General features: G+C 69.8%; 14 protein-coding genes. 12 read left to right on the forward strand and 2 right to left on the reverse strand.

Features of this window, described 5'->3' with window-relative positions:
* The first annotated feature begins 8 nt into the window (after nt 1–8).
* On the forward strand, nt 9–1,751 hold the full coding sequence (locus AC1DWP_RS01830; protein ID WP_477613414.1) for an ABC transporter ATP-binding protein: 1,743 nt from the start codon (nt 9–11) through the stop codon (nt 1,749–1,751).
* Nucleotides 1,752–1,776: 25 nt separating this feature from the next.
* On the opposite strand, the gene AC1DWP_RS01835 is transcribed toward AC1DWP_RS01830, so the two are convergent.
* Nucleotides 1,777–4,461, reverse strand: coding sequence for a P-loop NTPase fold protein (locus AC1DWP_RS01835; protein ID WP_477612741.1), 2,685 nt, complete (start codon nt 4,459–4,461; stop codon nt 1,777–1,779).
* Nucleotides 4,462–4,722: 261 nt separating this feature from the next.
* A complete protein-coding gene (locus AC1DWP_RS01840; RefSeq protein ID WP_477612742.1) occupies nt 4,723–6,219 on the reverse strand; it encodes a cobyric acid synthase in 1,497 nt (498 codons plus the stop codon).
* Between the two features lie 376 nt (nt 6,220–6,595).
* Here AC1DWP_RS01840 and AC1DWP_RS01845 point away from each other — a divergent pair, with 376 nt between their 5' ends.
* From AC1DWP_RS01845 to AC1DWP_RS01895, 11 genes are all read left to right on the forward strand, one after another.
* Entirely contained in the window at nt 6,596–7,114 is a 519-nt protein-coding gene (locus AC1DWP_RS01845; RefSeq protein WP_477612743.1) for a hypothetical protein, read from the forward strand.
* A gap of 32 nt (nt 7,115–7,146) precedes the next feature.
* The gene (gene hisI / locus AC1DWP_RS01850) at nt 7,147–7,560 is read left to right on the forward strand and encodes a phosphoribosyl-AMP cyclohydrolase (protein WP_477612744.1); all 414 of its coding nucleotides are present in this window, start codon (nt 7,147–7,149) and stop codon (nt 7,558–7,560) included.
* Nucleotides 7,557–9,110, forward strand: a complete 1,554-nt coding sequence (locus tag AC1DWP_RS01855; RefSeq protein ID WP_477612745.1) for an anthranilate synthase component I — start codon at nt 7,557–7,559, stop codon at nt 9,108–9,110. The genes hisI and AC1DWP_RS01855 overlap by 4 nt, the downstream gene beginning before the upstream one ends.
* On the forward strand, nt 9,107–9,703 hold the full coding sequence (locus AC1DWP_RS01860; RefSeq protein ID WP_477612746.1) for a Trp biosynthesis-associated membrane protein: 597 nt from the start codon (nt 9,107–9,109) through the stop codon (nt 9,701–9,703). Before AC1DWP_RS01855 ends, AC1DWP_RS01860 begins: the two co-directional genes overlap by 4 nt.
* 64 nt (nt 9,704–9,767) lie before the next feature.
* Nucleotides 9,768–10,028, forward strand: a complete 261-nt coding sequence (locus AC1DWP_RS01865) for an HGxxPAAW family protein (protein ID WP_477612747.1) — start codon at nt 9,768–9,770, stop codon at nt 10,026–10,028.
* 125 nt (nt 10,029–10,153) lie between these two features.
* The gene (gene trpC, locus AC1DWP_RS01870; RefSeq protein WP_477612748.1) at nt 10,154–10,945 is read left to right on the forward strand and encodes an indole-3-glycerol phosphate synthase TrpC; all 792 of its coding nucleotides are present in this window, start codon (nt 10,154–10,156) and stop codon (nt 10,943–10,945) included.
* Complete coding sequence (gene trpB, locus AC1DWP_RS01875; RefSeq protein WP_477612749.1) at nt 10,942–12,213, forward strand: tryptophan synthase subunit beta; 1,272 nt, start codon at nt 10,942–10,944, stop codon at nt 12,211–12,213. Before trpC ends, trpB begins: the two co-directional genes overlap by 4 nt.
* Nucleotides 12,210–13,028 (forward strand): tryptophan synthase subunit alpha, encoded by an 819-nt coding sequence (gene trpA, locus AC1DWP_RS01880; protein ID WP_477612750.1) that lies wholly within the window; start codon nt 12,210–12,212, stop codon nt 13,026–13,028. Before trpB ends, trpA begins: the two co-directional genes overlap by 4 nt.
* A gap of 2 nt (nt 13,029–13,030) precedes the next feature.
* Nucleotides 13,031–13,621 (forward strand): DoxX family protein, encoded by a 591-nt coding sequence (locus tag AC1DWP_RS01885; RefSeq protein WP_477612751.1) that lies wholly within the window; start codon nt 13,031–13,033, stop codon nt 13,619–13,621.
* The gene (locus tag AC1DWP_RS01890) at nt 13,618–14,397 is read left to right on the forward strand and encodes a DsbA family protein (protein WP_477612752.1); all 780 of its coding nucleotides are present in this window, start codon (nt 13,618–13,620) and stop codon (nt 14,395–14,397) included. The genes AC1DWP_RS01885 and AC1DWP_RS01890 overlap by 4 nt, the downstream gene beginning before the upstream one ends.
* A gap of 90 nt (nt 14,398–14,487) precedes the next feature.
* The gene (locus AC1DWP_RS01895) at nt 14,488–14,910 is read left to right on the forward strand and encodes a hypothetical protein (protein ID WP_477612753.1); all 423 of its coding nucleotides are present in this window, start codon (nt 14,488–14,490) and stop codon (nt 14,908–14,910) included.
* Nucleotides 14,911–15,025 lie beyond the last annotated feature (115 nt).

Consider the following 15,025-nt stretch of genomic DNA (forward strand, 5'->3'; position numbering starts at 1 on the left):
TGGGGACCATGGCGACCCTGCGTCGCGGGCTCGACCTCTCGCCCGAGCTCCGGCGCGGGCTCGGGGTGACTCTCGGGCTCGCCGCGATCACGACCGTCGGGCGGATCGTCGTGCCGTTCGTGGTCCAGCAGACGACCGACCACGGGCTGCTCGGCAAGGACGGTCCCGACCCGGGGCTGGTCACCCGTTACGTGCTGCTCGCCCTGATCGCCGTCGCGGCCACCGCCCTGAGCGCGTATGCCGTGAACGTGCGCCTCTTCAAGGCCTCCGAGGCCGGGCTGGCGTCGTTGCGGCTCAAGGCTTTCCGCCACATCCACGACCTGTCGATGCTCACGCAGAACACCGAGCGCCGGGGGTCGATGGTCAGCCGCGTGACCTCCGACGTCGACACCATCAGCCAGTTCGTCCAGTTCGGCGGCATCATCCTCGTGCTCAGCCTGGGACAGATCGCCGTCGCGACCGGGTTGATGTTCTTCTACAGCCCCCTCCTGACGGGGGTCGTGTGGCTGTGCTTCGTGCCGCTGCTGTTCGTCATCCGACGGTTCCAGAAGATCGTGGGGCGGGCCTACACGGTCGTGCGCGAGCGGGTCGGCGACCTGCTCGCTGCGGTCTCGGAGTCCGTCGTCGGGGCGGCGACCATCCGGGCCTACGGCGTCGAGGAGCGCACGGCGCACCGCATCGACGGCGCCATCGAGGCGCACCGCAGCGCGTCGATCCGGGCCCAGGTGCGTTCGGTCGTGGCCTTCTCCTCGGGGCAGCTCGTCGCTGGCCTGACCCTTGCCGTCGTGCTCGTCGTCGGCACCATCCAGGCTGTCGGCGGCCACCTCACGCTCGGACAGCTGCTCGCCTTCCTCTTCCTCGTCAACCTGTTCACCCAGCCGGTGCAGCAGGCCACCGAGATCCTCAACGAGCTCCAGAACGCTGTGGCCGGGTGGCGCCGCGTCATCGGCGTGATCGACACCCCCGCCGACGTCGCCGATCCCGGTGACGACGGGCAGGTGCTGCCGCGGGGACCGATCGCGGTCGACTTCGACGCCGTGTCCTTCGCCTATCCCGGGGCCGACACCGTCCTGCACGACGTCAACCTCGCCATCGGGCCGCGCAGCCGCGTGGCCATCGTGGGGGAGACCGGCTCGGGGAAGTCGACCCTCGCCAAGCTGCTCACCCGCCTGATGGACCCCACCGAGGGCACCGTCCGCATCGACGGCGTCGACCTGCGAGACGTGCGCTTCTCCTCGCTGCGCGAGCGCGTCGTGCTGGTGCCGCAGGAAGGCTTCCTCTTCGACGCCACGCTGCGTGAGAACGTCCGGTTCGGGCGACCCGACGCGACCGACGAGGACGTGAAGCTGGCCCTCACCGAGCTCGGCCTCGACGCCTGGCTGGCCGGCCTGCCGCAGGGCCTGGCCACCGAGGTGGGGCAGCGGGGCGAGTCGCTGTCCGCCGGCGAGCGGCAGCTCGTGGCCCTGGCCCGTGCCTACCTCGCCGACCCCGACCTGCTCGTGCTCGACGAGGCGACCTCCGCCGTCGATCCCTCCACGGAGGTGCGCCTCCAGCGGGCGCTCGAGGGCCTCACCCGCGGCCGCACCTCGATCGCCATCGCCCACCGGCTCTCGACGGCCGAGGCCGCCGACGAGGTCATCGTCGTCGACCGTGGGCGCATCGTCGAGCGCGGCCCGCACCGAGACCTGGTCGAGCAGGACGGCGTGTATGCCGCGCTGCACGCCTCGTGGGCGGCCCAACAACGCGGCTAGCCCCGCTGAAGGCGCTTCGGCAGGGTCAACGTGTGGGCCGGTCGAAGCTGAGCCGCTGCACCATCTGGCATCGCTCACCGATGATGCGCGGCGTCACTTGCCTCCAGTGCTGGTTGGCGGGTTGGTCCAACCACGCCGACAGCCGGACCCGTTCGGCATCCTCGGTGCCCAGCGCCATGAGAGCGAGGTCCAACGGCTCGTTCTCCTTGGATTCCTTGAAGAACTCACGCGCAACGCTTGGCGTGCCCTCATGAATGGCGGCGAACAGAGCGGCGGCCAGTCGAGGTGAGTGGGGGCCGTCGCCGACGAGGGGCGGCCGCACCGAGAGCACGAACTGGACGGTGTTGACGAACCGCTTGATGCGCCGCGGTGTCTCACCGACGAGGGGGCCGAGACTCGCGACGAACTCCAGCTCGGTAGGAGTCAGGGCCAACGAGCTGGTCTCGAGCCTGAGCCCGCTTCCGCTCTGGCCGAGCATCGCGTCAAGGGCTTCAGAGCGTGACTCGTCCATGCTCAGCGCTCCGGGTGCCACGTTTCCGGCTTCGGCGGTGTCCCCGCGCACGGTTGGCCCGAGGAGGCCGGACACGATGTTTCGGCGGTCATCCCCTGACAGGGGCTGCACCCAGAACGGGAGCTGGAAGATCTTCTCCAGGTAGTCGCGGGCCGTGGGGAGTCCATCCGCAGAGGTCTTGTCGTCGTCCTGAGCCCGCAGGGCATGAAGTTGCTGGAGCAGCGCCGAGGTGAGCCATCGCGAGTCGACCGCAACGAAGACGACGAACAACGGGAAGGCGAGCAACAAGTGCACGGCCTCAAGGACTTGGACGACCTTCGCGGGTGGGCATCGGTCGAGATCGTCGATATACAGCACGATCCGGTTGGGGATCTGCACATTGTGCGACGGCTGCCCATCGGACTCCGGGGCAACGGCCATCTGGTTGTTCTTGGTGACCTCGGCCTCGATCGTCCTCAGATCAGCCCGAACAGTCCCGAGGAAGCCGAGCTGCGCCCGGTAGTCGGTGCTTCGTTTGTCTGCGAACTCGGTGAACACCCGCCCGGCGGTGAGGGTCTTGAGCTCTGCCTCGAGCTCGAGTGCTCGCTGCTTCTCCTGTGCCACGGTGGCGCTCTGGTCCGACAGCGCCTTCAGCATCTCGGCATGTCGGGCCTGCGCCCGGTCCAGGTCGCGCTGCGCCTGGGCGACAGGTGCCTGATGAGTCGCCCGCACCTGCTGCTGGGCCATGGCGATCGAGTGTCGCTGCTTCTGGCTCCAGCTCGTGAAGAGCCGCAGCCAGGCGATGAGCACGGGCACCCCCGCGGCCAGACCGGCGAGCGCCGAGCCGACGTCTCCCACACCCGTCAGCCACCCGACCAGCCAGGTCACCAACGGGACCACGGCGACCGCTGCGCACAGCACGGCGAACCGGCGCCAGTCCTTCCAGTACGGGCCCAGGAGTGCCTTGCCCTGACGCATCTCCTCCCAGGCCTCCTCGAGAGCAGTGAGCAGCCCGTCCGCGTCGGCTCCGAGCGCCTTGACCCGCTCCTCGGACCAGACTTCGCTGAGCACCTTTCTGGCGGCGATCCTCGTGGCCTCCGGAACGGTCCCCTCCAGCTGGCCCGCCTCGTGCTTTCGCTGAGTGAGAGCGGCACTGGCGTTGGTCACGTCGTTCGCCGCGGCCTCAACCCGAACTCCGAGCTCCTCCTTGGCGAGCTCGGCGCTCTCGACCACGACGAGCTGCTCGGTCCATCGCGTCCGGACGGGGGCCTGCCTTTCCTCGACGAGGGTGCGCGTCTTGATGGCCGTGCCCAGCTTCTGGAAGATCTTCTCGAGCAACCCAGCCCAGAGGTCGCCCTGCACGTACTCCCAGGCGTTGAACTCGATGTGCTGGATGTTCTGCCAGATGGCGGATTCGTGCTGTGGTTGTCCGTCGCTCAAGGCCACCAGACCGCGGACGCGATTGCGCACGTCTCGCATCAAGAAGCTCTTTCCGCTTCCCCAGTCCCCGAACAGGCCAACGGCGAGCGGTGGCGCGAGGTCACGCGAGGCGACGAGATAGGCCAGGGCATTCGCCTCCGGCGAGATTCCCACCAGGTCCTGTTGTGGCAGGTCCGGGCTCGAGATGTCATCGGTCGAGAACCCCGCGACGTTGACCGGAGCACGCGGGTTGTTTCTCTGCAGCCATTCCCGCAGGGACGCCCCGGCGGTGCGCGGCTCGTCCTGAGGTCGAGTGGAGAGCCACGACTCGTACGACGAGGCGACGGCCTGTCGGCTCTCCCCGATGTACGTGAAAGCCGACTCGAAGCTGGTCATCAGCTCTGTCTGGATGGCCAGCATCGCACCGAGGAGATGGAGCAGCTGGACGTCACCGCCGCTCTGCCGCTGTGCCCAGTCGACGATGCCGTCGATCGGACCGCTCGGCACCGGCCGACCCACGCTCACCGACGGAGCCACGGCGGCGAGGTTCACCGGGGTCACGCGCGCGTACTGCTCGCCGACGATGTCGCGCGCCGTCAGACCGAAATGTGTCAGCAGTACCCGGACCTCTCCGTCACTGTCCGCGTGAGCCAGCATCGTGCCGACGAACAGGTCGCTCGGCGTCGGGAGCGGATCGGGGTCGGCCGCAGGAGTCCGTTCCCGGACCCGGGCAACAGCGCTTGCCCAGTCCAGCGCTCTCTGGACGGATGGCGACAAGCCGGCGGCCGGAGCCTCACTCATCTGTGCCCCGCTTCATGTGCTCGGCACCCTGTGCTGCCGGTCCTGGACGGGTCCACCTCGGCCTTGACCGTGCGAGCTCGAGGAGCGCCGAGGCGGGAGCCTGACAACAACTGGACCCATAGGGATGTTCTCACTCACAGACAGGGCATATCTCATGCAAGTGCCGTAGTTCGCGCTGCAACGCAAGGACCTGAGCCTGCATGGGCAACGCGAACAGAGGCAGGTCGGCGCTGTTGCGCTGCTACCTGCGAGCTCGGGCGGTCACCTCGCATCTCCGGGCGGCAGCACAGGCAGGCCCGACGGTGCTCCTTCGTTGATCAGCGTGTCGATCGCGTCCATGTCGAGGCACTCCTCAACCAGGTCGGCCAGGAGATCGAGCCTGGCCTGCCGAGCCGCCTCGAAGCTGACCCCACTGGCGGTGTGGGGGCGTCCCACCCACGCGGCGACCTCGCGCAGGAGCGAGTGCCGGAACTCGTCGGACTCCAGGCTCCCGTGCACCATGGTCCCGAGCACGTGCCGCCGGCGGGCTCCGCCGAAGAACTCCTCCTCCGCGCCGGTGGTGGTCACCCCGTGGTGGATCTCGTAGCCGGACACCGGAGCGCCCAACGCCGTTCCTTGCGCGAGGCGCAGGACCTTCCGGGGGGCGAACGTGGTCGTGGTGTCGAGCAGTCCCAGCCCCTCGGTCACCATCCCGGCCGGGCCCTCGACTCCCTCCGGGTCGGTGATGGTGCGTCCGAGCATCTGGAACCCGCCGCAGATGCCGAGCACGGGGCGTCCGGCGGCGGCATGGGTGACGACAGCTCGGTCCAGGCCGCGATGCCGCAGCCAGGAAAGGTCCGCGATGGTCGATCGGGTCCCGGGGAGCACGACGAGGTCGGCGTCGGCGAGGTCCTGGGGACGGGAGGCGAACCTCACGTCGACGTCGGGCTCCAGCCCGAGGGCGTCCAGGTCGGTGAAGTTGCTGATCCGCGGGAACCTCACCACCGCGACGACCAACGGGTGCTCGGCCTCGGCCGCTCGTCCGGCGAGGTCGAGGCCGTCCTCAGAGTCCAGCCACACGGCTGGGCTCCAGGGGATCACCCCCAGTACCGCTCGACCGGTGATGCGCTCGATCTCGCGGTTGGCCGGTTCGAGGAGGGTCTGGTCCCCCCGGAACTTGTTCGCCACGAACCCGGCCACAAGTCGCTGGTCGGCTGGCTGCAGCAGCGCCACGGTGCCATGGAGGGCGGCATACAGCCCGCCGCGGTCGATGTCCCCGACGACGATCACAGGTATGTCGGCGTGCCGTGCCAGCCCGAGGTTGATGTAGTCGTGCTCGCGCAGGTTGATCTCGGTGGGGCTTCCGGCGCCTTCGCAGATGACCACGTCGAAACGGCTGACCAAGTCGTCGTATGCCGCGAAGGCCGCCTTCGCGAGCGCTCCTCGCGACCCTGCGAACTCGGCCGAGGAGATGGAGCCCGCAGGGAGTCCGTTGAGGATGACATGGCTGCGCCGATCGCTCCCCGGTTTGAGCAGGACGGGGTTCATCGCCACTTCGGGTGCGGCTCCGGCAGCAACGGCCTGGATCCACTGGGCGCGCCCGATCTCGGCGCCCTGGCCGTCGGGGCCGGCCACGACCATCGAGTTGTTCGACATGTTCTGGGCCTTGAACGGGGCAACGCGAACCCCGCGGCGGGCCAACAGCCTGCAGAGCCCAGTGGTCACGACGCTCTTGCCAGCATCCGAAGTCGTCCCGGCGACCAGCAGTGACCCCTTCACACTGCGTAGCCTACGAAGGATCGGTGAGGCTCATCCCGGCGCCCAGCACCCGCAACGGGCCGGGAGCAGCAGGGCTACGCGGATCCCGGTCGCACGACGGGCGCGAACAGGCTTGCGGTCACTGGGGCCTCTTGCGTCACCTGTGGGGACATCGCGGTCAACCGCGGCGAGCGGCGCCGGCGCCACGCAAGGCGAGGACGACGATGCCGCGCAATGTAGCTGCTCATGTGGGGGACTCCTGTCGATCAACACCCTGCGAGTTGATTGCCCTCACCTTGGCATTCCGACGCGGGCTCCGGCCCAGCCCTCGGTGGGTGGTGCGCTTCATCCAACTGACGGAGTTGCGCTCTTCGTGGCCCGGTGCCGACGATGGAGGATGCGCTACATAGAGCTCCGTCGACACACGGACAGCGACGGCGACGAGCTGACTGCACAGGGGGTGGCCGACGCGCAGGCGATCGGCCGCGACGGACTGCAGCCACCGTATGCCGCGTTCGTCTCCTCGGGCGCGGCCCGCGCCACCCAGATGGTCACCATCCTGCGTCACGCCGCCGGGCAGGACGACCTGGCCGTCTCCGAGGTGACTGGGCTGCGCTCGACAGTCGAGGATCGCTGGCGGGCCGCGTCGAAGGCGGCGGGCAAGGGCGCAACGCTCGAACAGATCCGAGGGGTCGACCCAGAGCTGGTCGACCACGAGGAGCGGCTCCTCGGCGAAGCGCTGCGGGGGATCGTCGAGTCACTTCCCGAGGGCGGCCGCGCCCTGGTCGTCGGTCACAGTCCCACGAACGAGGCCGCCGTGGCCGGCCTGGCCGGCCAGCTCGTCGGGCCGCTCGCCAGGGGGGCCGGGGTGCTGCTCGTGGAGGACGGCGGCGGCTTCACGGTCAGCCCGCTGTAGCGAGACTCCCGGCCCCGCGGCATACCTGACGGATGGTGGGCGAGCCGACCGCTTCGGGACGCACACGGCAGAATGGCCGGGTGACTTCGTCTGCAGTGCTCGACCCCGCCATCGCCGCGCGTCTCAAGCGGGACGCGCAAGGGCTCGTGGCGGCCATCGTCCAGCAGCACGACACCGGTGAGGTGCTCATGCTCGGCTGGATGGACGACGAGGCGCTGCGCCGAACCCTGGGCGAGGGTCGCGTGACGTTCTGGTCCCGGAGCCGGGGTGAGTACTGGCGCAAGGGCGACACGAGCGGGCACGTGCAGCACGTCCGCTCCGTGGCGCTCGACTGTGACGGCGACGCGCTGCTGGTGCGGGTCGACCAGGTGGGCGCCGCCTGCCACACGGGCGACCGGACCTGTTTCGACGCCGGCGACCTCGATGCCCGGGTGGGGGAACGGTGAGCGACGTCAGCCCCGACCTGTCATTCGGCACGACCTGGCCTCGCCTCGAGACGTTCCAGATCCTGGCGAAGGACCGCCGCGTCATCCCGGTCGTGCGCCGGTTGATGGCCGATGCCGAGACGCCCGTGGGCCTGTACCGCAAGCTCGCCAAGGACGCCCCCGGCACCTTCCTGCTCGAGTCCGCCGAGCACGGCGGCGTCTGGTCGCGCTACTCCATCGTCGGGGCGGCGAGCCGGGCGACGTTGACGGAGCAGGACGGTCAGGCCCACTGGGTGGGGGAGCCGCCGGTCGGCGTGCCCACCGACGGCAACCCGCTGGACGCCTTGCGTGACACGGTCGCCGCCTTGGCGACAGAGCCCATCGAGGGCCTGCCGCCGCTCACGGGAGGGATGGTCGGTGCCATCACGTATGACGCGGTGCGGCGCTGGGAGCGGGTGCCGGACAGCCTTCCCGACGAGCTGGGCCTGCCCGAGATCTCGATGATGCTGGCGACCGACCTCGCGGTGCTCGACCACGCCGACGGCTCCGTGCTGCTCGTGGCCAACGCCGTCAACTACGACGCGACCGACGAGCGGGTCGAGGACGCCTGGGCTGACGCCGTGGCACGGCTCGACGTGATGACCGCAGATCTCGCTGCTCCCGCGCCGAGCACGGTGGCGACGGTCGACCGCGAGGCCTTCCAGCGGGCACGGGGCGAGGTGCGCAGCAACCTCACCCAGGCGGCCTTCGAGGAGATGGTCGAGCAGGCCAAGGAGGACATCCGGGCAGGCGAGGTCTTCCAGGTCGTGTTGTCGCAACGGTTCTCGACACCGTGTCGCGCTGACGCCCTCGACGTCTACCGGTCGTTGCGCTCGTCCAACCCGAGTCCCTACATGTACCTCCTGCGGCTGCCCGCCGGCGACGGCACGGCCTACGACGTCGTCGGCTCCTCACCCGAGGCGCTGGTCAAGGTTTCCGGCCGCCGGGCCATCACCCACCCGATCGCCGGCTCGAGGCCGCGGGGCAAGACTCCCGAGGACGACCACCAGCTCGCCGAGGACCTGCTCGCCGACCCCAAGGAGCGGTCCGAGCACGTCATGCTCGTGGACCTCGGGCGCAACGACCTCCAACGCGTCTGCGAGGCGGGCTCCGTGGACGTCGTGGAGTTCATGAACATCCGTCGCTACTCCCACGTCACCCACCTCGAGTCCACCGTCGTGGGCGAGATCCGTCCGGACCAGTCGGCCTATGACGTGCTCGTCGCCACGTTCCCTGCGGGCACCTTGTCGGGTGCGCCCAAGCCACGCGCGCTCAGCCTGATCGAGCACTACGAACCCAGTCGGCGAGGGGTCTATGGCGGGGTGGTCGGCTACCTCGACTTCCACGGCGACCTCGACATGGCGATCGCGATCCGCACTGCTGTCATCAAGGATGGTGTGGCGCACGTGCAGGCGGGCGCGGGCATCGTCGCCGACTCGGTGCCCACGGCCGAGTTCGAAGAGACGGTCAACAAGGCGGCGGCTGCCCTCCGTGCCGTGGCGACCGCCGCGGCCCTGAGGACCGTTCAGTGAGCACTCGCCTCACCTCGAAGCTGTCCGTGGTGCTCCTGGCCCTCCTGGGCTCGGGCGTCCTGCTGTCCAGCGGGGGCCGGGTCTGGGTGGAAGGCACCGTCAACGATGCGGTCCTCGGAGCCAGCCGCATCACCGGCACCGGTAGCGAGGTCGCCTCCGGCGTCGTGGCGCTGGCGCTCGTGGGTGCGGCGGCTGCCCTGGCGAGTGCCACCAGCGGGCCGGTCGTGCGACGGGTCACGCTCGTCGTGCTCGCCCTGGCAGGTGCTGCCGAGGGCTTCGTGGCAGCCCGCGTCGGACTCGTGCCCGAGAACTCCCTCGGATCCGTCGCCGCCAAGGCGGCCGGGCGCACCGGATCCATCGAGACCCACGCCATGGCGACCGCCTGGCCGTGGATCTGCGTCGTGGCATCGGTGCTGCTGGTCGTGGCAGCCGTGGCGGGATGGGTCGGAGCGGGCAGCTGGCGCGGACTCGGAGCGCGGTACGAGGCTCCGTCCACGTCGGCGGGGGCTCGGGGACAACGGGTGGCGACCGACTGGGACCGGCTCGACGCCGGCGACGACCCGACGGTGCGCGACGAGTCCGCAAGCACCTGACAGAATGGGCGTCGAGCCCACGCCAGACCAGACCAGACCACGACGACCAGCAGGAGCCACCCCCATGGCAGAGCACGAGATCCACGAAGAAGACCACGGCCACAGCGTCGCCGCCTGGACGGCCGTCGTCATCATCCTCGTCGGGTCTGCCGTGGCGTCCCTGGCCGTGGTGCTGACCAACACGACCTTGTTCGTCATCGGACTGGTCGTCTGCGCCCTGGGCGCGGTGGCAGGCAAGGTCCTGTCGATGGCGGGCTACGGCGCCGTCACGGTCGACGGGCCCGACGCCCCCGACAGCACCAAGCCCGAGGTCGGCATCAACTGACCGGCGCGGGCGCCGCGGCCAACCCGGTCGACCGGGACCACCCGGCCGCCCCGGCCCATTCGGCCCACCAGTCCACCGGCTGACCCGGGCGGGGACCACCCAGTTCTGCTGGATAGCCTGTCGACATGCCCACCGTGCTCGACGACATCGTTGCCGGCGTCCGCGAAGACCTCGCGGCCGCGCAGGCCGTCGTCCCGCGCTCACGGATCGAGGAGCTGGCGGCTGACGCCGCCCCTGCGCTCGACGCGGAGGCCGCGCTGCGCCGTCCCGGACTGGCGCTGATTGCCGAGGTCAAGCGATCCAGCCCGAGCAAGGGAGCGCTGGCGACCATTGCCGACCCGGCGGGCCTTGCGGCGGATTATGAGTCCGGTGGTGCGACGGCCGTGAGCGTGCTCACCGAACGCCGCCGGTTCAACGGGTCGCTCGAGGACCTGGACGCAGTGCGCAAAGCCGTGCGGATCCCGGTGCTGCGCAAGGACTTCATGGTCGAGGACTACCAGCTGTTCGAGGCACGGGCCCATGGGGCCGACCTCATCCTCCTCATCGTGGCCGCTCTCGCCCAGGACGACCTGGTCCGCATGCAGGGCCTCGCCCACGATCTGGGGATGACGGCGCTGGTGGAGGTCCACGACGAGGAGGAGACGCGACGCGCCGTCGACGCCGGGGCCGCGGTGGTGGGCGTCAACGCCCGCAACCTCAAGACCCTGGCTGTCGACCCCGACACCTTCGCGCGACTGGCCTCGTTGATCCCCGACACCTGCGTCAAGGTGGCGGAGTCCGGCATCGGCGGCCCCGCCGACGCGGCCCGGTTCGCGGGTCAGGGCGCCGACGCCGTCCTCGTCGGCGAGGCACTGGTGCGGGGCAGCGACCCCCGCCGCGCGGCATACGAACTCATTGCGGCGGGAGCCACACCATGACCGACCTGACGCCTGAACCCCTGGCCCGCCCGGGCCGCTTCGGCGAGTTCGGGGGCCGCTATGTCCCGGAGGCGCTGATCCCGGCGCTGGAGGAGCTCGACGAGGCCCGCCGCAAGGCCATGGTCGACCCCGAGTTCATGGGCGAGCTGGAGCGGCTGCACCGGACCTACACCGGACGTCCGAGCATCATCACCGAGGTGCCGCGGTTCGCCGCGCACGCCGGGAACGCACGGATCATCCTCAAGCGCGAGGACCTCAACCACACTGGCTCCCACAAGATCAACAACGTGCTGGCGCAGGCGCTGCTGACGAAGCGGATGGGCAAGACCCGTGTGATCGCCGAGACCGGCGCCGGCCAGCACGGGGTCGCCACGGCAACAGCGGCCGCCCTGATGGGCCTCGAGTGCGTGATCTACATGGGCAAGGTCGACACCGAGCGGCAGGCCCTCAACGTAGCCCGCATGCGGATGCTCGGCGCCGAGGTGGTCGCCGTCCCCACGGGCAGCGCCACCCTCAAGGACGCCATCAACGACGCGTTGCGCGACTGGGTCACGAACGTCGGCAACACCCACTACATCCTCGGCACCGTCACCGGACCGCACCCGTTCCCGGAGATGGTCCGCGACTTCCACCGGGTCATCGGGGTCGAGGCCCGCGCCCAGGTGCTCGACCTCACCGGACGCCTCCCCGACGCCGTGATCGCCTGTGTCGGTGGCGGATCCAACGCCATGGGCATCTTCCACCGGTTCATCGACGACGCGGACGTCCGGCTCATCGGGATCGAGGCCGGGGGAGCGGGCATCGAGTCCGGGAGGCACGCGGCGCGGTTCGCGGCGAGCTCGCCGGGGGTGCTGCACGGCACCTTCAGCTACCTCATGCAGGACGACGACGGCCAGACCCTCGAGTCGCACTCGATCTCTGCGGGCCTGGACTACCCGAGCGTGGGGCCGGAGCACGCCCACCTGCGCGACACCGGTCGGGCCGAGTACCGCTACGCGACTGACGACCAGACCATGAAGGCGTTCGAGCTGCTCTGCCGCACCGAGGGCATCATCCCCGCGCTCGAGTCCGCCCACGCCCTCGCGGGTGCGCTCGAGGTCGGGCGGGAGCTCGGCCCCGAGGCGCTGCTGCTGGTCAACCTGTCGGGTCGCGGTGACAAGGACATGCACACCGCTGCGGAGTACTTCGGCCTCCTGGACGGCGAGGCGACCCCGAGCGGCACGGCCGACGAGCCGCGGGCCGAGGGTGACGGAAGGGCCCAGCTGTGACCCCCACGACCACGGGCATCGGGGTCGCCCAGGTCCTCGAGCAGTGTCGTGCCGAGAACCGTGCCGCCCTCGTCGGCTACCTGCCCGTCGGCTTCCCGTCGGTGCAGGGCTCCATCGAGGCGATGGTCGCGATGGTCGAGGCAGGCGTYGACATCGTCGAGGTCGGCATCCCCTACAGCGACCCGCTCATGGACGGCCCCGTCATCGCCTACGCGGCAGACCAGGCTCTCAAGCACGGGGTCCGGGTGAGCGACGCGTTCACCGCCACCCGCGCGGTGCGAGACGCTGGGGCGCCGCCGCTGGTGATGTCCTACTGGAACCTCATCCTGCGGCACGGCCCGACCGCCTTCGCCCGAGACCTCGCGGCCGCCGGCGGTGCCGGCATCATCACCCCCGACCTCATCCCCGACGAGGGCGCCGAGTGGATCGCAGCGAGTGACGAGACCGGCCTCGACCGCGTCTTCCTCGTCGCCCCGAGCTCCACGGAGCAGCGCATCGCCGCCGTGACCGCGCAGTGCCGCGGTTTCGTGTATGCCGTGTCGCACATGGGCGTGACCGGCGCGAGGACGTCCATGGGAGACGCTGCGGCGGTGATCGTGGGCCGCACCAAGGCGGTCACCGACAAGCCCGTGTGCGTGGGTCTCGGAGTCTCCGGTGGTTCCCAGGCGGCCGAGGTGGCGGCCTATGCCGACGGCGTCATCGTGGGTTCGGCCCTGGTGCGGTGCCTTACCGAGGCGGACGACCTCGAGGCTGGGATCGCCAGCCTGCGGGCGCTCGTCGGCGAGCTGGCCGAGGGCGTCCGGAGCGGGCGCTGACGTTGAGCCTGCTGTCCAACCCGCGGTTGCGCGACGTCGTGGGGCTGCTGGCCCGGCTGGTCCTGGGCGGTGTCGTCCTCGTGGCGGGGCTGCTCAAGGTCGGCCACCTCGAGACGTCAGCGCGTTCTGTGCGCGCGTACCAGCTGCTGCCCTACGACGTCGCCGGCTACCTCGGTTACGGCCTGCCGATCCTCGAGGTTGCCGTCGGGGTGCTGCTGGTCCTGGGGCTGTTCACCCGGTTCAGTGCGGTCGTGGGTGGAGTCCTGATGGTGGTGTTCATCGCCGGGATCGCCTCGGCCTGGGCGCGTGGGCTGTCCATCGACTGCGGGTGTTTCGGCCACGGGGGAACCATTGCGGCCTCCCAGACGCAGTACCCCCAGGAGATCGCTCGCGACCTCGGGCTGCTCGTGTGCGCCGCCTGGCTCGCCGTGCGGCCTCGAACGGCTTTCGGCCTCGAGCCGGTCCTGTTCCCCGACCAGTACGAGCCCGACCAGCACGAGCCCGACCAGTACGAGCCCGACCAGCACGAGCCCGACCAGTACGAGCCCGACCAGCACGAGCCCGACCAGCACGACGAGAGGCCCCACGCATGACCAGCAGCAGCGCCAGCCGCAAGGCGAAGATCCAGGCGGCAGCGCCCAAGGGCCCGATCCGCAGCGGTGGCAACGGCGGTGGCCAGGGAGCGAACCGCATCGTCGTGGCCACGGTCGTGGTCGTCGTGGTGCTGGCGGCGGTCATCACGGCTGTCATCCTCGGCAGCCAGGACAAGAAGGCAGCCACGACCGCCGGCGGCGCGACCCTGCCCAAGAACGTGGCCGCCATGGGCGCCGGCATCGTCGTCAACCCCGGCGCCCCGGCGAACGTGCCCACCCTCGACCTCTACGAGGACTTCCAGTGCCCGATCTGCGCACGGTTCGAGGAGATCTTCGGGCTGCAGATGGTGGACATGGTCAAGGCGAACCAGATCAAGCTGGTCGCCCACCCGCTGTCGTTCCTCGACGACAACCTGGGCAACGACTCATCCAACCGTGCGGCCAACGCGGCCGCGTGTGCCTCTGACGCCGACAAGTTCCTCCAGTACCACGCGGCCACGTTCCAGGGTCAGCCCGCGAAGGAGGGGGCCGGCTACACCGATGCCCAGCTCAAGCAGTTCGCCGTGCAGGCGGGGCTGAACAGCACGGCCCTGGCCACCTGGGACCAGTGCTACGCCGCCAAGTCGCACAACCAGTGGGTCGAGTCCGTGCAGACCCAGTCCGAGAAGGACCATGTCAATGGCACCCCGACGGTCAAGCTCAACGGCAAGGCCCTCGAGCTGACGGGTCTGACTCGCGACAAGCTTGCCGCCGAGATCAAGGCCGCCACGAAGTAGCGGCACCCCACCACGTCGAACGACGCCGTAGTGACCAGAACTATCCAGAAACCTATGCATAGCTAGCCAGTTGCTGTATATGGTTGCTCCATGACCATGAACATGGGGAACCCAGGCATCAGCAGATCTCGACTCGCGCTCCTTGCTGCGACGCTCGCAGTTCTGTTCGTATGCGGCCACGCATCGCCGGCCGAGGCGCTGGGGTCGGGAAAGTTCCCGTGGCGCGGCGACGACGCCAAGCGCACGACGTACTACTACTACGGCAGCGGTGGCACCAACGGGGTCTACGCGTACGCCACGACGAACGTCCCCGGGACGGGCTGCCTGCTGTACGTCAAGCGGGCCAAGACCACGATCAGCCTGCCCAACGGCAGCTTCGCGACCCACTCGTCACTCCTCGGTCAGTGCGCCTCGGGGGTGGACATCGCGCGCGGCGGGTACTCGGTGTTCCAGATCAAGTCCACTCACACGCTGCAGAAGTGGAGCGGCTCCGAGTACAACTACGTCCTCTAGATGGCGCGCGGACATCGTCATGCGAGGGTGGCTGGCGTTTCGTGGCCTTGGGCCGCGGTCAGTGTGCTGTCCGTAGGGCTGGCGGGCGGGTGTGGACCCGAGGCGGACCAGCCGC

This window comes from Pedococcus sp. P2_F6 (assembly GCF_056403675.1).